The sequence below is a fragment of the Streptomyces sp. NPDC006450 genome, assembly GCF_040612195.1.
Classification (GTDB): Bacteria; Actinomycetota; Actinomycetes; order Streptomycetales; family Streptomycetaceae; genus Streptomyces.
In genome coordinates, this window is the sequence record NZ_JBEXPT010000004.1 from 92,199 (window position 1) to 111,337 (window position 19,139).

A 19,139-nucleotide genomic window follows, 5' to 3' on the forward strand; every position below is an offset into this window, starting at 1 on the left:
TGCGGACGGGGCTGGATTTCCCCGTCCGGTCAGGAGTCGGTGAAGGCGGCCAGGAGGCGGTCCGCTGCCAGGGTGGGGGTCAGGGTGCCCCCGCGAACCTCTGATTCCAGGGCCGGGGCCAGGTCCCGTACCGCCGGGTTGGAGCGGAGGCGTTCGAGGAGTTCGTCGCGGACCATCGACCAGGTCCACTCCACCTGTTGGGCCGCGCGCTTCGACGCGAGGCGGCCGCCTGCTTCCAGGAGCACGCGGTGTTGTTCGAGGCGGTTCCAGACCTCTTCCAGGCCTGTGGATTCCCGGGCGCTGCAGGTCAGGACGGGTGGGGTCCAGGCGGCGTCGGCGGGGTGCATGAGGCGGAGTGCGCTGGAGAGTTCGCGTGCCGCTGCTTTCGCGTCGCGTTCGTGGGGGCCGTCCGCCTTGTTGACGGCGAGGACGTCGGCGAGTTCGAGGACGCCTTTCTTGATGCCTTGGAGGCCGTCGCCGGTGCGGGCGAGGGAGAGGAGGAGGAAGGAGTCGACCATGCCGGCGACTGTGGTTTCGGACTGGCCCACGCCCACCGTTTCGACGAGGACGACGTCGTAGCCCGCGGCCTCCATCACGATGATCGATTCCCTGGTGGCTTTCGCCACCCCGCCCAGTGTTCCCGCGGAGGGGGAGGGGCGGACGAAGGCCGCGGGGTCGACCGACAGGCGTTCCATGCGGGTTTTGTCGCCGAGGATGGAGCCGCCGGTGCGGGTGGAGGAGGGGTCGACGGCGAGGACCGCGACTTTGTGGCCGAGGCCGGTCAGCATCGTGCCGAACGCGTCGATGAAGGTGGACTTGCCCACGCCCGGCACACCGCTGATGCCGATGCGGCGGGCCCGCCCCGAGTGGGGGAGGAGTTCCGTCAACAGGCCCTGCGCCAGCACCCGGTGCGCGGGCAGGGTGGACTCGACGAGGGTGATGGCGCGCGCGATGAACGCGCGCTTCCCGTCGAGTACCCCCTTGGCGTAGGCGTCGAGGTCGATCTTCGGCACCTGCTCGCCCCGCCTACAGCTCGTGGCCCAGGTCCGCGGCGAGCCGCGTCACCAGGTCGTGGGCCGCGTCCGGGATGACCGTGCCGGGCGGGAACACCGCCGTGGCCCCCATCTCGAGGAGGGTGGGTACGTCCGCCGGCGGGATGACCCCACCCACGACGATCATGATGTCCTCGCGGCCTTCCGAGGCGAGGGCTTCGCGCAGTGCCGGGACGAGGGTGAGGTGGCCGGCTGCGAGGGAGGAGACGCCGACGACGTGCACGTCGGCCTCCACGGCCTGGCGGGCCACTTCCTCGGGGGTCTGGAACAGCGGGCCGACGTCCACGTCGAAGCCGAGGTCGGCAAAGGCGGTGGCGATCACCTTCTGGCCGCGGTCGTGTCCGTCCTGGCCCATCTTGCAGACCAGGATGCGAGGACGGCGACCCTCCGCCTCCTCGAACCGGTCGACGAGCGTGCGGGTGCGCTCCAGGGACGGGGACTCGCCTGCTTCGGTTCGGTACACACCCGAGATCGTACGGATCTGGCTCGCGTGCCGCCCGTACACCTTCTCCAGGGCGTCCGAGATCTCGCCCACGGTGGCCTTCGCGCGCGCCGCGTCCACCGCCAGGGCGAGGAGGTTGCCGTCCCCGCGCTCGGCCGCGTTGGTCAGCGCCCGCAGGGTGTCCTGGGTGACCGCCTCGTCGCGCTCCTCGCGCAGTCGCCGGAGCTTGGCGATCTGCTGGGTGCGGACGGAGGAGTTGTCGACCTTGAGGACGTCGATCTGCTCGTCCGTCGCCACCCGGTACTTGTTGACGCCGATGACGGGCTGGCGGCCGGAGTCGATACGGGCCTGCGTGCGGGCCGCTGCTTCCTCGACGCGGAGCTTGGGGATGCCTGCGTCGATGGCCTGGGCCATGCCGCCGGCGGCTTCGACTTCCTGGATGTGCTGCCAGGCCCGGCGTGCCAGGTCGTAGGTGAGCTTTTCGACGTACGCGCTGCCGCCCCAGGGGTCGATGGAGCGGCAGGTGCCGGACTCCTGCTGGAGGAGGAGCTGGGTGTTGCGGGCGATGCGCGCCGAGAAGTCGGTGGGCAGCGCGAGGGCTTCGTCGAGGGCGTTGGTGTGCAGGGACTGGGTGTGGCCCTGGGTCGCGGCCATGGCTTCGATGCAGGTGCGGGTGACGTTGTTGAAGACGTCCTGCGCGGTGAGGGACCAGCCCGAGGTCTGCGAATGGGTGCGCAGCGAGAGGGACTTGGCGTTCTTCGGGTCGAACTGCTTGACCAGGCGCGCCCACAGGAGGCGGGCCGCACGCAGCTTGGCGACTTCCATGAAGAAGTTCATGCCGATGGCCCAGAAGAAGGACAGGCGTGGTGCGAAGGCGTCGACGTCCAGGCCGACGGCCTGCCCGGCGCGCAGGTACTCCACGCCGTCCGCGAGGGTGTACGCCAGCTCCAGGTCGGCCGTGGCTCCGGCTTCCTGGATGTGGTAGCCGGAGATGGAGATGGAGTTGTAGCGGGGCATGTTCTGCGAGGTGAAGGCGAAGATGTCGGAGATGATCCGCATCGAGGGCTTCGGCGGGTAGATGTAGGTGTTGCGGACCATGAACTCTTTGAGGATGTCGTTCTGGATGGTCCCGGCGAGCTTGTCGGGCGAGACGCCCTGTTCTTCGGCTGCCACGATGTAGAGGGCGAGGACGGGCAGCACGGCGCCGTTCATCGTCATCGACACGGTCATCTTGTCGAGCGGGATGCCGTCGAAGAGCTGGCGCATGTCATAGATCGAGTCGATGGCCACACCGGCCATGCCGACGTCGCCCGTGACGCGCGGGTGGTCGCTGTCGTAGCCGCGGTGGGTGGGCAGGTCGAAGGCGATCGACAGGCCCTTCTGCCCGGAGGCCAGGTTGCGGCGGTAGAAGGCGTTGGACTCCTCGGCCGTGGAGAAACCCGCGTACTGCCGGATCGTCCAGGGCTGGTTGACGTACATCGTGGGGTACGGGCCGCGCAGGTAGGGGGCCACACCCGGGTACGTCTGCAGGAAGTCCAGGCCCTCCAGGTCACGGCCCGTGTACAGGGGCTGCACGCCGATCCCCTCGGGGGTCTCCCACAGCAGATCGGCGGCTCCCGAGCCGGTGGACTCCTTCAGCGCGGTACGCCACTGGTCCTCGGAACCGGCAGCGGGGGCCGCGCCGTTGAGGGCGAGTTCGGAGAAATCGGGGATGCTCACAGCGCGACTCCCATCCGGTCGAGTACGGAGGACAGCACGGCGATCGCGTCGCAGCCGGCGAAGACGTACTCGTCCACAGCCTCCGCGGCGGTACCGGGCTTGCCCGCGAGGAACACGGTCGTCGCGCCCGCCGAGCGCAGGGCCGCAGCCACCGCCCCGGCCTGCTCCTCATAGAGCGCGTCGCTGGAGCACAGCACGGCCATGCCGTCGGCGCCGCTGGCCGCGTAGGCCGCCGCAGCGCTCTCCGGGGTCACCGATACGGGGTCGTGGACGGGTGTGATTCCGCCCGCCTGGAACAGGTTGGAGGCGAAGGTGGCGCGTGCGGTGTGCGCGGCCGCCGGGCCCAGGGCCGCCAGGAAGACGGTCGGCCGGGCCCCCGTCGCCGCCAGGTGTGCGTCGCTGCGCGCACGCAGAGTCTCGTAGGCCTCATCGCGCCGCACGCGGGGCAGTCCGCCGGCGAGCGGGGCCGGGGCCGCTTCGCGTACGACGGGCTTCTCGGAGAGGTGCGGGAACTCGCTGACTCCGGTGATGGGTTCGCGTCGGGTGGCCAGCTTCTTGGAGCGTGCGGCCCAGGTCGCGGCGAGGCGTTCGGCCACCAGGCCGGAACGCAGGGCGGCGGCCTGGCCGCCGGCCTTCTCCACGGTCTGGAAGAACTCCCAGGCGGCGTGGGCGAGTTCGTCGGTGAGTTGCTCGACGTAGTACGAGCCGCCCGCCGGGTCGATCACGCGGGCCAGGTGGGACTCCTCCAGCAGGATCGTGGAGGTGTTGCGGGAGATGCGCCGCGCGAACGCATCCGGCAGACCGAGCTCCTGGTCGAAGGGGAGCACGGTGACGGCGTCGGCGCCGCCGACACCGGCCGCCATGCAGGCGACGGTGGTGCGCAGCATGTTCACCCACGGGTCACGGCGGGTCATCATCACCGGCGAGGTCACCGCGTGCTGGCGCTGGGCGCCGGCCGCCGGTGCCCCGCAGGCCTCGGCGATGCGGGCCCACAGGCGGCGGGCGGCACGCAGCTTGGCGATGGTGAGGAACTGATCGGCGGTGGCGGCGTAGCGGAACTCCAGCTCACCGAAGGCCGCTTCGGTGCTCAGGCCCGCGTCGGTGAGGGCGCGCAGGTAGGCGACCCCGGTGGACAGGGACAGCCCCAGCTCCTCGGCGGCGCTGCCACCCGCCTCGTGATACGGAAGCGCGTCGACGGTCAGAGCGCGTACGTGGGGCCAGGCGGCCGTTTCCGCGGCGAGCGCGGCGGCTTCCGCCAGGTCCAGGGCCTCGCCCGTCCGGGCCTCGTGGCCCAGCGGGTCGGCACCCAAGGAGGCGTGGGCGGCCTCGGGGGCCACCGCGCGCTCGGCGTACAGCGCGAGCAGGGCTCGGGCGGCCTCGGCGTATCGGGCTCCGGGGTCCAGGGAGACGGGTGCGAGGTCGAGGTAGACGCCCTCCAGCGCCCGGCCCAGGCCCTCGACGGGGAGGCCGGCGTCACCGACGGCCAGCCACAGCGAAGTGGTGCCGTTCTCCAGGTCGGCCAGGGCCGCCTCGTTCACCCGTACGGGATCGGTGCCCGCGATCCGCTGGCGCACGTCCCAGCCCGAGGCGGCGCTGCCCTCGGGGCGTCCGCCCCGTACGAAGGGCGCGAACCCGGGGAAACCGGTGTCCGGCGCGGTTTCGGGCGCGGTGTACAGCGGGCGGGTGGTGAGCCCGTCTTCAAGCTTTGTGGACAACGCGTCTTCCGCTGCCTCGCCGGAAACTTCCTTACCCGACTTGCGCAGCACGCCCTCTACCAGGCGCTGCCACTGCTCATGCGTCGCGTCAGGGAATTCGGCGGCCAAGGAGAGCCCGTCATCAGGCAGGACCGTCATGGCTCGAATGTTAGGGGGGTACCTGTGAACGACCTATAACCACCGGATGTGATCTCCCCCTCTCATGTGAGTCGGGAGGGGTCACGAAAGAGCGGGGCGAGGAGGACGGTCGCGGAGGCAACCGGGAGTACGGCGGGACCCGCCTGCGGGGCGACGATCCGCCGCCCGTAGCGGTCCGGGTCGCCGGCCGCGTCGCGGATCTCGTCGAGGTAGCCGTCGTGGAGGACGCTGGACAGCTCGGCGACCACCATGACGGCCGGGTTGAACACGTCGAGGAGCAGGGCCGCGGCCCGGCCGACGGTACGGGCGCGCTCGCGCAGCAGCCGGTCGGCGCGGGGGTCGCCGGTGGCGGCGGCGTCGACCAGGAGGTTGACCGCGTTGTGGGCGGGTTCCGGGACGATGCCCCGGCGCACGGCCTCCGCGCCGAGGACTCCGTCGGAGGCGCTCGCCTGGAGACAGCCCGTACGGCCGCACGCGCACGGGGTCCGCGAACCGGGCACCGGGAGGTGCGCGACGTCGCCGGCGGCGGCGCCGGGGCCCTGGTGCACGGTGCCCTCGATGCCGAAGGCGGCGTCGACGACGTTTCCGATGAAGAGGTGGAGAAGGCTGGAGCGGGCCTCCGGGCGGCCGAAGAGGATCTCGGCGTGGGCGACGGCGCGGGCGTGGTTGTCCACGGAGACGGGCAGACCGAGGCGGTCGGAGAGCTCCGCGGCGAGGGGGAGCTCGCGCCAGCCGAGGGCGTCGTGGCGCACGACGGTGCCGTCGGCGGGGCGGACCCAGCCGCCGAGGGCGGCGCCGAGGCCGAGCAGGGGGCGGCCGGCTGGACGGGAGCCCCGGAGGAACCGGCCGAGCTCGGCGGCGATGGCGGCGGGCAGGCGGCCGGGGGAGCAGCCCGCGTGCGGGAAGGCCCGGCGGGCCAGGACACGGCCGCGGAGGTCTACGAGGCTGAAGGTGGAGGAGGGCACGCCGATGTGCAGGCCGGCGGCGAGGGGCCCGCCGAGGGCGCCGGTGTGCAGGTCGAGGGGGATGCGGGGGCGGCCGGGCGCGGCGGTGGGTCCCGGGCCGGGGCCGGTCGCCGAGGGCGGCGGCTGCGGTCCCGGGCGCTCGTGCAGCAGGCCGGCGCGGAGGAGGGCGGTGGTCTGGCGGGACACGGCGGCCGGGCTGAGACCGCAGAGCTTCGGGATGTCGCTCCGTGCGAGGGGGCCGTGGGTCAGGACGGCGCGGAGCACGGCGGCGGCGTTGGCGGCGGCCCGGCTGTCACCGGGGGTGGGGGGCACGGGCGGGCTCCTCGGGGGGTGGGGTGTGGTCCCGATCATGCCGTGTCGCTGCGCCCGGCGGGGCGGGGTGGGGTTGCGCCGTGCGGCGGGGCTCCTCGGTGGCCGGCCCCGAGCCCCTGCGCCTCAAACGCCGGCGTGGCTGAGTGGGCCGGGGGGTGTGCGGTGGGGTGCGGCGCCGTTGCCGGGGCTCCGCCCCGGGCCCCGCGCCTCAAACGCCGACGGGGCTGATTTTGGCTGCGGGTGGTGTGGCCTCGTTGTCGGGGCTCTGTGTCGGGCCGGGCTGTTTTTGGCTCCGGGTGGCGTGCGGCGTCGCCGGCTCTCGGCCCTGCCTCAAGCGGCGGCCCGGCGGGTGGTGGCCGGGCTGCGTGGCGGGTGCGTTGCGGGGGCGTGAAATCAGGCCATGGTTTTCGGCCGTTCCGGGAGTGGCGGGAAACGGCGAAAGTGCAGGTCGCGGGGGGTGTGGATCGGAAGATGGGGGTGAGAGTGGGGGGTGCTCGGCGGGGTTGACCGGGCGTGGGGGGCGCTGGCAGTCTCCGGGACATGTCCGCGACCGAGTTCCTCGCCCCGCGGCTCCACACCCCCGGCTTCTGTACCGCGCCGGGCGAGTGTCAGGGCCGTCGTTGTACGGCCCCGCGCTGTTCCTGAGCGTTTGAGCCCCTGAGCCGTCGAGCACTTGGGCCCTGCGCCTCTGAGCCCTGAACGACTCTGGCCCTGAGTCCCCGACTCCCTGAGTCCCCGAGTACCTGAGGCTCTGAGTCACGGGTGACTGGGCGTTCGGGCCCCGTCGTCCGGGGTGTGGAGAGGGGCTCGCGCCGTCCCCCCCGGGATGGTGCCGGGAGTCCGGGGTTCAGGTCGATCGGCTCCGAGCGCCGCCCGCTCACCCGTCGCAGGTCGGCCGCTCCCGTCGAACCTCGTCGTCCGCCGGTCCCATCCGCCGAACCTCACCGTCCGGCGTCCTCTGTCCGTCGAACCTCGTCGCCCGCCCGCCCGCCCGCCGGACGTCGCGGAACGCCGATCCGGCCGCCCGCCTGCCCTTGCCTCCTGTCCAGCAGTCCGTCCGTCCGTCCCCGTAGTCCGTCCTGTTCGGCCGGATCTTCTCCGCCCCCCGCTTCCCCTAATTTCTTCCGCTGCGGAAATAAACAAGGAGCCCTTCATGTCCACTGCCACCCGCACCGACCTCAACGTCACCAAGATCGGCGGCCGCATAGGCGCCGAGATCGGTGGGGTCCGGCTCGGCGGCGAGCTCGACGCCGATGCCGTCGCCGGGATCCGGGCCGCGCTGCTCGCCCACAAGGTCGTCTTCTTCCGGGGCCAGGACCACCTCGACGAGGACGGGCACGAGGCCTTCGCCGAGCTGCTCGGCGCGCCGGTCGCGCACCCCACCGTGCCCTCCGCCGACGGGCGTTACGCACTCGGCATCGACTCCCACCACGGAGCCCGCGCCAACCAGTGGCACACGGACGTCACCTTCGTGCCCGCCTACCCCGCCTTCTCCATCCTGCGTGCCGTCACCATCCCGCCGTACGGGGGCGACACCCTGTGGGCCAACACGGCCACCGCCTACGCCGGTCTGCCCGAGCCGCTGCGCGTCCTCGCCGACAGCCTGCGCGCCGTGCACTCCAACGAGTACGACTACGCGGCCCTGAAGCCCGATGCCCTTCCCGAGGCGCTCGCCCAGTACCGCGAGGTGTTCACCTCGACCAAGTTCCTCACCGAGCACCCGGTGGTCCGGGTCCACCCCGAGACCGGCGAACGCACTCTGCTCCTCGGCAACTTCGTCCAGCGGATCAACGGGCTCACCGGCCGTGACTCGCGCCTCCTCCAGGACCTCTTCCAGGCCCACATCGAGCTCCCCGAGAACACCGTCCGCTGGCAGTGGCAGGCCGGTGACGTCGCGATCTGGGACAACCGCGCCACCCAGCACTACGGCGTCGACGACTCCGACGACCACGAGCGCACCCTGCGCCGGGTGACGGTCGACGGCGACGTCCCGGTCGGGCCCGACGGGGTCCCGTCGCGGCTGATCAGCCCGGAGACCGTGCCGGACCCGGCCTTCGGCATCGCCTCCGGAGCCTCCACCTCCGAGCCCTCCGAGCGCTCCGAGCCCTCCCAGGCATCCGAAGCCTGAGCCGGCAGGCGAAGGCCGGCCCCGCCAGACACCGAACGACCCGTCCCACCCCGCCCCGCCCCGCCCCGCCAGCCAAGGAGCGCTCCGTGCCCAAGCTGCTCGCCCTCACCGGCAGTCCATCCGTCCACTCCCGTACCGACGTGGTCGCCGATCACGTGCTGCGCCGCCTGAACCACGCCGGTTTCGAGACCGCGCAGCTCGCCGTCAGGGAGCTCCCCGCCGCCGACCTGCTCGCCGCCCGCCGCGGCGAGCCGGAGGTCCGCCGGGCCCTCGAAGCCGTCGCCGAAGCCGACGGGATCGTCATCGCGACGCCCATCTACAAGGCCTCGTACACCGGGCTGCTCAAGGCCTTCCTCGATCTGCTCCCGCAGGACGGGCTGGCCGGCAAGACGGTCCTCCCGCTGGCCACCGGCGGCAGCCTCGCCCACGTCCTGACCATCGACTACGCCCTGCGCCCGGTCCTTGCCGCGCTCGGCGCCCGGCACGTCACCGCCGGCCGCTTCGTCCTGGACTCCTCCGTCGAGCGGGGGGCCGGCCCGGACCGGCTGCGCCCCGAGGCGGAGCTGGACCTGTACCAGGCCGTCGACGAGTTCGCCGAGGCCCTGCGCGCAGCTCAGGCCGCCGCGCTCGCCACCGCGCACTGATCTCCGTACGGAAACAGACACCGAAGCAGAAGCAGAAACCGCAGCACAACCGAAATCAGCCGCAACAGCCCGCCCGACCCGGATCGACAAGGAATCGCCATGTCCGCAGCATTCACCACCACCCGTACCTCCCGACGCCAGTTCCTCACCCTGCTCGGCATCTCGGCGGCCGCGGTGAGCTGCGGGACGGCGACCGCCAGCGGCGGCTCCGGCGGCGGGCAGGTCACCTCCCTGAAGTACCAGGGATCGGTCGGCGCGGTCACCATCCCCGAACTCGCCGCCGACCTCGGCTACCTCGGCGACGTGACCCTGGACTGGGTCGGCAACACCATCAGCGGCCCGCAGGACATCCAGTCCGCCGCCACCGGCCAGACCCACTTCGGCAGCGCCTTCAACGGCGCGGTCATCAAGCTGGCCTCCACCAAGGCCCCGATCAAGGCCGTCATCTCCTCCTACGGATCCGACCAGTACTCCTTCGGCGGCTACTACGTACTGGAGGACAGCCCGATCCGCTCCGCCCGCGACCTGATCGGCAAGAAGGTCGGCATGAACACCCTGGGTGCCCACTACCAGGCCCTGCTCGACATCTACCTGAGCCGCGGCGGTCTCTCCAAGGAGGACGCGGCCAAGGTCGAGCCCATAGTGGTCCCGCCCGTCAACACCGAACAGTCGCTGCGGCAGAAGCAGATCGAGGTCGGCGTCCTCACCGGAGTCCTGCGCGACAAGGCCCTCGCGACCGGTGGCATCCGCCCGCTGTTCACCGACGTGCAACTGCTCGGCCCCTTCAGCGCCGGGAGCTACATCATGACCGAGCGCTTCATCAAGCAGAACCCCGACACCGTACGGACCTTCGTGACCGGGGTGGCCAAGGCCATCGACTGGTCCCGCACCACCCCGCGCGAGGAGGTCGTCGCGCGGATGACGGAGATCGTCAAGAAGCGCGGTCGCAACGAGGACACCGCGACCCTGCAGTACTGGCGCTCCTACGGGGTCGCCGAGACGGGCGGCCGGATCGAGGACAAGGAGTTCCAGCTCTGGCTCGACTGGCTCGGCGACCGCGGCGAGATCAAGAAGGGCCAGCTCAAGGCGGCCGACCTCTACACCAACGAGTTCAACGGACACGGGAAGGGCTGACGGCGCCATGGCGAAGATCGTGTTCGAGTCCGTGACGAAGACCTTCCCGACGAAGGACAGGAAGAACAGGAGCAGGGAGGAGTTCACCGCCCTCGACGGCATCGACCTGGAGATCGGGTCGGGGGAGTTCGTGGTCGTCGTGGGCCCCAGCGGCTGCGGCAAGTCCACCCTCCTGGACCTCCTCGGCGGCCTGACCCCGCCCACCTCGGGCCGGATCCTGCTCGACGGCAAGCCGGTCACCGGGCCGGGGCTCGACCGGGGCATCGTCTTCCAGCAGTACGCGCTGCTGCCGTGGCGCACCGCGCTCGGCAACATCGAGTTCGGCCTGGAGGCCACCGGCGTCCCCCGCCGCCAACGTGCCGCGAAAGCGCGCGAGTTCCTGGACCTCGTCGGTCTCACCGGGTTCGAGGACCGGCACCCGCACGAACTGTCCGGCGGCATGCGCCAGCGCGTCGCCATCGCACGCTCCCTCGCGTACGACCCGGACGTGCTCTTGATGGACGAGCCGTTCGCCGCGCTCGACGCGCAGACCCGCGAGTCCCTCCAGGACGAGCTGCGCCGGATCTGGCAGAGCACCGGCAAGACGGTCGTGTTCATCACGCACGGCATCGAGGAGGCCGTGTACCTCGGGCAGCGCGTGGCCGTCATGACGTCCCGCCCCGGCCGGGTCAAGCAGGTCGTCCCGGTGTCGTTCGGCGACCGGGCCGCCTTGGCCACCGGTGAAGACCTGCGCTCCAGCCCGGAGTTCGCCCGTTACCGCCACGAGATCTGGACCCTGCTCCACGACGAGGTGGCCCGCGCCCAGCAACTGGAGAAGGAGGAGGTCGCCGTATGAGCACCACGGTGCACGTGGAGACGGAAGCGGAGACGGGGACCGGGACCGGGACCGGTACCGAGGCGGAGGCGGGGACCGGGGCGGCAGCCGTACGGGACCTCGCGCCGCCCGCCGCACGGGCCCCCGGCCGGACCCCCGTACGGACCCCGGCCGCGCCCTTGGCGTTGCGCGTGCTGCGCGTCCTGCGGGCGGTGGGGCTGCGCTCGGCGGCGATCCTCGCGCTGCTGGCCCTCTGGGAGGCGGCGCCGCGCCTGGGGCTGGTCGACGCGACGTTCCTGCCGCCGGTGAGCGAGGTCGCCGTGGCCTGGTGGGAACTGCTGGGCAACGGGCAGCTCGCCGAGCACAGCAAGGCCAGCCTGGCCCGCTCCTTCGGCGGATTCGGCATCGCGGTGGCCGTCGCGGTCCCGCTCGGGTTGCTGATCGGCTGGTACCGGCCGGTCGCGGCGCTGCTCGGGCCGCTGCTGGAGGTGTTCCGCAACACGGCGGCGCTCGCGCTGCTGCCGGTGTTCGTCCTGCTGCTCGGCATCGGGGAGACCTCGAAGGTCTCGATCGTCGTGTACGCCTGCGTCTGGCCGATCCTGCTGAACACCATCAGCGCCGTGGGCAACGCCGATCCGACGCTGGTGAAGCTGGCCCGCTCGATGGACCTGTCCACGCCGAAGCTGTTCCAGAAGGTGATCCTGCCGGCGTCGGTGCCGGTCATCTTCACGGGCATCCGGCTGGCGGGGGCCGTCTCCATCCTGGTCCTGGTCGCGGCCGAGATGATCGGCGCGAAGGCGGGCCTCGGCTACCTGATCAACGCCTCGCAGTTCAACTTCGCGATCCCGCAGATGTACGCGGGCATCGTCACGATCTCCGCGATCGGCCTGGCCTTCAACCAGATCCTCGTCACGATCGAACGCCGTCTGAGCACCTGGCGCGTCCCGTCCTGACCCCCGGCCACCCCTGACGCCCGAGCCCCGGGCCGTACCGGTCCACGTGGCCCGGGCCCGGGCCCGGGCCGGGGCCCGGACCCATGGCCCCGGGCCCCGGTCCGGTCCGGCCGGCTCCGGCCCCTACCCGGGACCCCTGACCAGGTCCCGGGCCCTTTCCCTGCCCCCTGGCCTTCGGACCGGCCAGGACCCTCGGCCTCCGCCCATGGCTCCCGGCCTCCGCCCATGACTCCCGGCCTCCGGCCGGGCACCAGACCCCGGGCCGTTTCGGCCCCGCTCCACCCGTTCCCGGCCCCTGCCCCGCGGGGCCCCCGCCCGGCTCCGAACCTAGGACACGACATGACCGCACCCCGGACCCTCCACCTCAACGCCTTCCTCATGAACGCCGGGCACCACGACGCCGCCTGGCGCCACCCCGCCAGCAGCCCCGAGCGGATCACGGATCTGCGCTACTTCCAGGAACTGGCCCGCACCGCCGAGCGCGGACGCCTCGATTCGATCTTCTTCGCCGACGGGGTCGCCCTCTGGGGCAAGGCCCGCTACAACGCCGTCGGCGGCTTCGAGCCGCTCACCCTGCTCTCCGCGATCGCCGCCGTCACCGAGCACATCGGGCTCATCGCCACCGTCTCCACCACCTTCAACGAGCCGTACAACCTGGCCCGGAAGTTCGCCTCCCTCGACCACATCAGCGGCGGCCGCGCCGGCTGGAACATCGTCACCTCCGGCAGCGTCGACGAGGCACGCAACTTCAACCGCGACGAGCACCTGGAGCACAACCTCCGCTACGACCGGGCCCGCGAGTTCCTCGACGTGGCCACCAAGCTCTGGGACAGCTGGGAGGACGACGCGATCGTCCTCGACAAGGAGCGCGGCATCTACGCCGACACCGACAAGCTCCACCCCGCCGCGCACCGCGGCGAGTACTTCGGGGTCGCCGGACCGCTCAACGTGCCCCGCTCACCGCAGGGCCACCCGCTGCTCGTGCAGGCCGGGTCCTCCGAGGACGGCAAGGAGTTCGCCGCCCAGTACGCCGAGGCCGTCTTCACCGCCCAGCAGACCCTCGCCGACGGGCAGACCTTCTACAAGGACCTCAAGTCCCGCCTCGCCAAGTACGGCCGCTCCGAGGACGAGCTGCTCGTCCTGCCCGGCATCGCCCCCGTCATCGGCTCCACCGAGGCCGAGGCCAGGGCCCTGGAGCAGGAGCTCACCGAGCTCCAGATCCCGGAGTACGGCCTCGCGCAGCTCTCCAACATGCTGGGCGTCGACCTCAGCGGCCTGCCGCTCGACGGCGGGCTGCCCGACCTGCCCGAGGAGCGGGACATCAACGGCAACAAGAGCCGCTTCACGCTCGTCGCCGAGCTCGCCCGCCGAGAGGGCCTCACCCTGCGCGAGCTGATCGCCCGCCTGGGCGCGGGCCGCGGGCACCGCGTCTTCGTGGGGACGCCCGAGCAGATCGCCGACCAACTGGAGGAATGGTTCACGCAGGGGGCCGCCGACGGCTTCAACATCATGGCTCCCGTACTCCCCACCGGGCTGAGCGACTTCGTCGACCAGGTCGTGCCGATCCTCCAGCGCCGCGGGCTCTTCCGCACCGAGTACACCGGCCGGACCCTGCGCGAGAACTACGGGCTGGCGCGCCCCGCCAACCGCTACGCCACCGCCGGGGCCACCCCGTGAGCGAACACGTCACCGACGTGCTCGTCGTGGGCGGGGGCCCCGCCGCCACCTGGGCCGCCCTCGAGGCGGCCGGGGCCGGGGCCTCCGTGGTCCTGGCCGACAAGGGCTACTGCGGCACCAGCGGGGCGACGGCCGCCGGCGGCACCGGCGTCTGGTACGTCCCGCCGGAGCCGGCGGCCCGCGAAGCGGCGATGGCGAGCCGCGAGGGGCTCGGCGGGTACCTCGCCGACCGGCGCTGGATGTCCCGGGTCCTCGACGAGACGTACGACCGGATGAACGAGCTGGCCCGGGAAGGGCGCTACCCCTTCCCGACCGGCCCGGACGGCAAGCTGCTCCTCAATGGCCTCCAGGGGCCCGAGTACATGCGGCGGATGCGCATCCGGATCCGCCGCGCCGGGGTCCGGATCCTCGACCACAGCCCGGTCACCGAGCTGCTGACCGACGCGGACGGCGCCGTCGCGGGCGCCGCCGGCCACCGCCGCCAGGCCGGCGAGCCCTACCGGGTCCGGGCCGGCGCCGTCGTCCTGGCCACCGGCGGCTGCGCCTTCCTCAGCGGCGCGCTCGGCACGAACACCAACACCGGGGACGGTGCGCTGTTCGCCGCGGAGGCCGGGGCCGAGCTGTCCGGCATGGAGTTCTCCAACTCCTACGGGATCGCCCCCGAGGGCACCTCCGTGACCAAGACGGCCTTCTACAGCTTCGCCACCTTCTACCAGGAGGACGGCGAGGTCCTGGAGGGCGCCGCCAGCCTCGGCGGCCGCTCCGCCATCGCCCGCGAACTCCTCACCGGAGCCCGGGTCCACGCCCGCCTCGACCGGGCCGACGCCACCGCCCAGGCCGCGATGCGCCTCGCACAGCCGAACTTCTTCCTCACCTTCGACCGGCTCGGCATCGACCCCTTCACCGATCGCTTCGCCGTGACGCTGCTCGCCGAGGGCACCGTCCGCGGGACCGGCGGCATCCGGATCACCGGGGACGACTGCGCCACCGCCGTCCCCGGCCTGTACGCCGCCGGGGACGCGGCCACCCGCGAGGAGATCTGCGGCGGTTTCACCGGAGGCGGCAGCCACAACGCCGCCTGGGCGATGTCCTCGGGCAGTTGGGCGGGGGCCGGCGCGGCCCGGTACGCCCGCTCCCTCGCCTCGGGCCGGGCCGCCTTCCGGCCGGTCACCGCGGCCGGCGGGGCGGGCCTGCGTCCGACCGGCGGGGCGGGGTCCGCGGCCGGGCCCGGGGAGGCACGGGAACTCGTACGCCTGGTCCAGGAGCAGGTGCTGCCGTACGACAAGAACTACCTGCGGCGCGGTTCCGTCCTCACCGAGTCGCTCCGCGCCCTCGACGAGCTCTGGGCGCAGGTGCGCGGCTCCCTGCGCGGGGAGGGCGCCGGGCTGGTCAAGGTCCGGCAGGCGGCGGCCATGACGGCGCACGCCCGCTGGATGTACGCCTCGGCGCTGGCCCGTACGGAGAGCCGCGGGATGGCCCGCCGGCTCGACCACCCGGGGCAGGACCCGGCGCAGCACCACCGGATCGTGACCGGCGGGCTCGACCGGGTGTGGACGCGGCCGGCGGAGCTGGTCGCATGATCGAACTGGTCTCGGCCGAGCGGTGCATCGCCTGCGACAAGTGTGTGGAGGTGTGCCCCACCGACGTCTTCGAGCGGGGGCCGCGGGGCATTCCGCTGCTCGCCCGGCAGGAGGACTGCCAGACCTGCTTCCTGTGCGAGGCCAACTGCCCGGTGGACGCGCTGTTCGTGTCCCCGCTGACCCGGCCGGTGCCCGAGGACCCGGCCGTACGGGACGAGGCCGCTCTCGCCGGCCGCGGCCTGCTCGGCAGCTACCGGCGGGACATCGGCTGGGGCGAGGGGCGCACACCGGGCGCGCTGCGGGCGATCGGCCCCTCCCTCGGCCCGGCGGGCGGCGGCGCGGCGGCGCCGCCGATCACCTCCTGAGCGCCGGGCGGACGCGTCGCGCACGGGAGCGGCCTACGGGAGCCGGCCTACGGGAGCTTGCCTACGGGAACACGTGCCGCCGGAGCGAAAGGCTCCGGCGGTGCGCCCGTGTGCGGCGGCCGCAGCAGGGGCCCGCGTCAGACCGTCAGGACTGGTGCGCGCCCTGGGCGGCCGCGGTGCAGGGCCCGCCGGGGGAAGACCCTCAGGCGGGCAGGGTGTTGCGGTGCGAGCCGCGCCGGGCCGCACTGAACAGGGCCTGGATCTGCGCCCCGGACTGCTCCACGTCGTCGAGCGGGGAGGGGAAGGGGATCCGTACGTCGTGGTGGCCGCGCCGTTCCTCCAGGCGCAGGGTGATCCCGTACCGGTCCATGGCGAGGGGCAGCGCGCGCAGGACGGCGGAGCCGGTCCCCGCCTTCGACTGCGCCTCCGTCGCCGGCCGCGGCCGGACCAGGCGCAGCAGCAGGGTGACGAGTTCGGCGTGGTCGTCGAGGAGGTGCGTGAGCATCCCGGCCTCGTAGGGGGCGAGCGGATCGGGGCGGGCCGCGTCCAGCGCGTCGAGACCGACGTACGCGCGGGCGCCGTCGGCGGTTTCGAGGACGGCCCGGCCGAACGCCACGCAGGTGGAGTCGGCGCCCTCGTCCGTGTATGCGGTGGAGGGGGTGAGCAGGCGCCCGACGAGGGTGACCCGGGCGCGCACGCGGTCCCGTACGGGAGTGGGCGCGATGTCCGTGAACTCCAGCCGGATCTCGGGCCGGTGCTCGGCGTGGCCGCCCGGCTCGGCGGGGTGCAGGTGCAGCCGGCCGAGGGGGTCGGTGCCGTCGAGGTGGCGGATCTCCGTGCGCTGCCCGTCGGTGACGACGGTCATGGAGTGGGCGGCGGCCAGGACGGACCGGACCCGCTCGGCGGCGGTGGGGAGCAGCAGGGGCAGGTGCATGGGGATCTCCGTCGTCCGAGGGGCGAGATGGTGTCTACTTAGGTATGCCTAACCTAACCTACTCGGCGGGTCGGGGGGGTGGGCGGGGGTGGTCGGCGGGGTGTCTCAGCTCCCTCGTGTCGGTGTTGGGCTGAACGGGTGAAACGCGAGAGGATGGGGGGATGCACATGAAGCGCAAGGCCGAGGCGGCCTGGTGAGCAGGTACGACGTCACCGACGAACAGTGGGAGGGGCTCGCGCAGGTGGTCCCCCTGCGGAGCCGCAACGAGTGGCCCTCCCGGGTGGATCACCGCACGATCCCCACGGTTCCGGGGGCGTCCGCGGCGGAGCAGCGGCGCTTCGTGGTGATCCGGGTCCAGGTCTTCGCGGACGCGCGGGAGGTGGCGGAATACCTGATCGCGCAGATCCCGGTGCTGCTCGACCTCACGGGCGCGGACGGCGAAGTGGCCAAGCGGATCCTGGACTTCAGCAGTGGTGTGGTCTTCGGGCTGGGCAGCGGCATGCACCGGGTCGACCGGAACGTCTTCCTGCTGGCGCCCGTCGGGACCGAGGTGGAGGGGATCGCGGCCGCGGCCGTCCCCCGATCGTAGGAAGGTCCCGCGGGCGGAACGGTTCGCCGGACCCACGGGGGGTCCGGCGGGCCGTACCGTCCCGCGCATGACCTCGCGCCTCGCCGTTCCCGCGGCTGCCTCCGCGACCGCCTCCGCGGTCTCCGCCGTGCCTGCCGCAGTGTCGGCCGCCGTGCCTGCGTCCGTGCCTGCCTCGATGCCTGCCGCCGTGTCGGCCGGCCCTCCGGCCCCCGCCGCCTCCGCGGTGTCGGCCGCCGTGCGCGCCGCCCCCGCCGCTTCCACCGGGTTCGCCGCCTCCGCCGGTCCGGGGTTAGCCGCGGGCCGGGACCCGGCTCCGGTCCCGGCGTCGGCGTCGGTACCGGCCCAGGGGCCTGCACCGGATCGGGCCCCGACCGCGCCCCCTGCCGCCGGAGGCTCGCATCTGCGGCCGGCCGTCACCGAGTTGCGGCTCTCCGCCTACGGGGCGCACCGCGGGGCACGGTTCGCCCTCGGTCCCGTCACCCTCTTCGCCGGGCCGAGCGGGAGCGGCAAGTCCCAGGTGCTGGAGGCCTACGGAGCGCTGGCCGCTCTGGCCGCCGGGGCCACCCTCGACGAGGTGTTCCCCGACCCGCGGGCCCGGATCCCCGACCGGGCGGTGCCCGACGCCGAGCGGCGCCGGGGGTTCCGGATCGGCTGTACGGTCGACGGCCCCGCCGGGCCGGTCCGGCTCGACCTCGCCGTCCAGGCGGAGCCCACGCTGCGGATCGTCGGCGAACGGCTCTCGGTGGGCGGGCAGGTCCTCCTCGCCACCGCACTGCGCGACCCCGGGCGACGGTCCGTCCAGGCGGCCTGGCTGACCGGCGGAGCCATCGGGGTCACCCGGGCCCCGCTGCCCGACGACCGGCTCGGGACCGCGCTGCTCCCGCTGCGCGTGGCCGGGGCCACCGAGGGGCAGCGGCAGGTGCTGGCCGCCGCCGAGCAAGTGGTGGTCGCGCTGCGCTCGGTGTTCCCCTGCGACCCCCGCCCGGAGCGGATGCGGGAGCCGGTCCCGCCGGGGGAGGGGCGGCTGCTGGGCGACTGCGCCAACCTCGCCGACGTGCTGCGCCGGACCCGCCTGGAGTGCGGCACCCGGTACGGGCTGCTGACCGGGGCCGCCCGGACCGGCTGCGCCGGGTGGGTCGCCGGGCTGGACGTACGGGCCCCCGAGGGCGGCCCGGTCACCGGCCTGCTGGAGCGCGGCCCGGGGAGGCCCGCCACCGAGTTGGCCCGGCTGGGCGCGGGCGAGCTGCGCTTCCTCGCCCTCGCGCTGGTGCTGCTGACCGGGCCGGGGGTCCTGGACGTGGATCCGGCGGCCGAACTGCCCGCCGCGCGCCAGGCGCTGACGGTGCTCGCGGACGGCTTCGACCGGGACCTGGACGGCCGGCAGGGCGCCGAACTGCTGCGGTTGGCGGTACTGGCGTGCGGGCGCGGGCAGGTCAGGCTGGCGGCGTCGGCGGGCGATGCCTGCGCGACGGACGCCCGGGGAGTGGCGGGGGTCTCGGTGGTAGACCTGGGGACATGAGTGAAGAGCGTGGAGTGACCGGGGAAGACAAGGGGGCCGGCGAGCGGATCGACCGGCTCCAGCGGCGGCTCGCCGAGTTCGCGGCGGCGCGCGGGTGGGAGCCCTTCCACACGCCCAAGAACCTGGCGGTGGCGCTGAGCGTCGAAGCGGCCGAACTGGTGGAGATCTTCCAGTGGCTGACGCCGGAACAGTCCGCCAAGGTCATGGAGAAGCCGGACACCGCACACAGAGTGGCCGATGAGGTGGCCGACGTACTCGCCTACCTGCTGCAGTTCTGTGAGGTTCTCGGGGTCGATGTGCTGGATGCGCTCGCCGCGAAGATCGAGCGGAACGAGCTGCGGTTCCCCGTCCCGGGTGCTCCGGGGGCAGATCGTCACTCTTCGGAGTGATGGCGATATCCACAACCATCTTCGGTGTCCACAATTTCCGAATACCCCTGGCTTTACCGGCCCGTTGCCC

General features: G+C 73.0%; 16 protein-coding genes. 11 read left to right on the forward strand and 5 right to left on the reverse strand.

Annotation, left to right across the window (positions count from 1 at the left end):
* Positions 1-29: 29 nt before the first annotated feature.
* The 4 genes from meaB to ABZY57_RS03110 all read right to left on the reverse strand — a co-directional run bounded on the left by meaB (position 30) and on the right by ABZY57_RS03110 (position 6,343).
* Positions 30-1,013 (reverse strand): methylmalonyl Co-A mutase-associated GTPase MeaB, encoded by a 984-nt coding sequence (gene meaB, locus ABZY57_RS03095; protein WP_356507524.1) that lies wholly within the window; start codon positions 1,011-1,013, stop codon positions 30-32.
* A 13-nt stretch (positions 1,014-1,026) separates the two neighbouring features.
* Complete coding sequence (gene scpA / locus ABZY57_RS03100; protein ID WP_356507526.1) at positions 1,027-3,213, reverse strand: methylmalonyl-CoA mutase; 2,187 nt, start codon at positions 3,211-3,213, stop codon at positions 1,027-1,029.
* Entirely contained in the window at positions 3,210-5,066 is a 1,857-nt protein-coding gene (locus ABZY57_RS03105) for a methylmalonyl-CoA mutase family protein (RefSeq protein ID WP_356507528.1), read from the reverse strand. Before ABZY57_RS03105 ends, scpA begins: the two co-directional genes overlap by 4 nt.
* A 62-nt stretch (positions 5,067-5,128) precedes the next feature.
* Positions 5,129-6,343, reverse strand: a complete 1,215-nt coding sequence (locus ABZY57_RS03110; protein WP_356507530.1) for an ROK family transcriptional regulator — start codon at positions 6,341-6,343, stop codon at positions 5,129-5,131.
* Between the two features lie 1,153 nt (positions 6,344-7,496).
* Here ABZY57_RS03110 and ABZY57_RS03115 point away from each other — a divergent pair.
* From ABZY57_RS03115 to ABZY57_RS03150, 8 genes are all read left to right on the forward strand, one after another.
* Positions 7,497-8,471 (forward strand): TauD/TfdA family dioxygenase, encoded by a 975-nt coding sequence (locus tag ABZY57_RS03115; RefSeq protein WP_356507532.1) that lies wholly within the window; start codon positions 7,497-7,499, stop codon positions 8,469-8,471.
* An 86-nt stretch (positions 8,472-8,557) separates the two neighbouring features.
* On the forward strand, positions 8,558-9,115 hold the full coding sequence (gene ssuE / locus ABZY57_RS03120; RefSeq protein WP_356507534.1) for an NADPH-dependent FMN reductase: 558 nt from the start codon (positions 8,558-8,560) through the stop codon (positions 9,113-9,115).
* Positions 9,116-9,214: 99 nt separating this feature from the next.
* The gene (locus tag ABZY57_RS03125; RefSeq protein ID WP_356507536.1) at positions 9,215-10,249 is read left to right on the forward strand and encodes an ABC transporter substrate-binding protein; all 1,035 of its coding nucleotides are present in this window, start codon (positions 9,215-9,217) and stop codon (positions 10,247-10,249) included.
* Between the two features lie 7 nt (positions 10,250-10,256).
* On the forward strand, positions 10,257-11,084 hold the full coding sequence (locus ABZY57_RS03130) for an ABC transporter ATP-binding protein (RefSeq protein WP_356507537.1): 828 nt from the start codon (positions 10,257-10,259) through the stop codon (positions 11,082-11,084).
* Entirely contained in the window at positions 11,081-12,016 is a 936-nt protein-coding gene (locus ABZY57_RS03135) for an ABC transporter permease (protein ID WP_356507538.1), read from the forward strand. Before ABZY57_RS03130 ends, ABZY57_RS03135 begins: the two co-directional genes overlap by 4 nt.
* A gap of 339 nt (positions 12,017-12,355) precedes the next feature.
* Positions 12,356-13,693 carry an LLM class flavin-dependent oxidoreductase gene (locus ABZY57_RS03140; protein WP_356507540.1) on the forward strand — a complete coding sequence of 446 codons (1,338 nt, stop codon included), beginning with the start codon at positions 12,356-12,358 and terminating at the stop codon, positions 13,691-13,693.
* The gene (locus ABZY57_RS03145; RefSeq protein WP_356507542.1) at positions 13,690-15,273 is read left to right on the forward strand and encodes an FAD-binding protein; all 1,584 of its coding nucleotides are present in this window, start codon (positions 13,690-13,692) and stop codon (positions 15,271-15,273) included. Before ABZY57_RS03140 ends, ABZY57_RS03145 begins: the two co-directional genes overlap by 4 nt.
* A complete protein-coding gene (locus ABZY57_RS03150; RefSeq protein WP_356507544.1) occupies positions 15,270-15,638 on the forward strand; it encodes a ferredoxin family protein in 369 nt (122 codons plus the stop codon). The genes ABZY57_RS03145 and ABZY57_RS03150 overlap by 4 nt, the downstream gene beginning before the upstream one ends.
* 202 nt (positions 15,639-15,840) lie before the next feature.
* Here ABZY57_RS03150 and ABZY57_RS03155 read toward each other — a convergent pair whose 3' ends face one another.
* Positions 15,841-16,572 carry a DUF2470 domain-containing protein gene (locus ABZY57_RS03155; RefSeq protein ID WP_356507546.1) on the reverse strand — a complete coding sequence of 244 codons (732 nt, stop codon included), beginning with the start codon at positions 16,570-16,572 and terminating at the stop codon, positions 15,841-15,843.
* A 193-nt stretch (positions 16,573-16,765) separates the two neighbouring features.
* On the opposite strand from ABZY57_RS03155, the gene ABZY57_RS03160 reads away from it, so the two are divergent.
* The 3 genes from ABZY57_RS03160 (at position 16,766) to ABZY57_RS03170 (ending at position 19,069) form a co-directional block, all read left to right on the forward strand.
* Positions 16,766-17,161 carry a cell division protein SepF gene (locus ABZY57_RS03160; protein WP_250742110.1) on the forward strand — a complete coding sequence of 132 codons (396 nt, stop codon included), beginning with the start codon at positions 16,766-16,768 and terminating at the stop codon, positions 17,159-17,161.
* Between the two features lie 175 nt (positions 17,162-17,336).
* Positions 17,337-18,680, forward strand: coding sequence for an ATP-binding protein (locus ABZY57_RS03165; protein WP_356507612.1), 1,344 nt, complete (start codon positions 17,337-17,339; stop codon positions 18,678-18,680).
* Positions 18,677-19,069 (forward strand): nucleotide pyrophosphohydrolase, encoded by a 393-nt coding sequence (locus ABZY57_RS03170; RefSeq protein WP_356507548.1) that lies wholly within the window; start codon positions 18,677-18,679, stop codon positions 19,067-19,069. The genes ABZY57_RS03165 and ABZY57_RS03170 overlap by 4 nt, the downstream gene beginning before the upstream one ends.
* Positions 19,070-19,139: the final 70 nt, after the last annotated feature.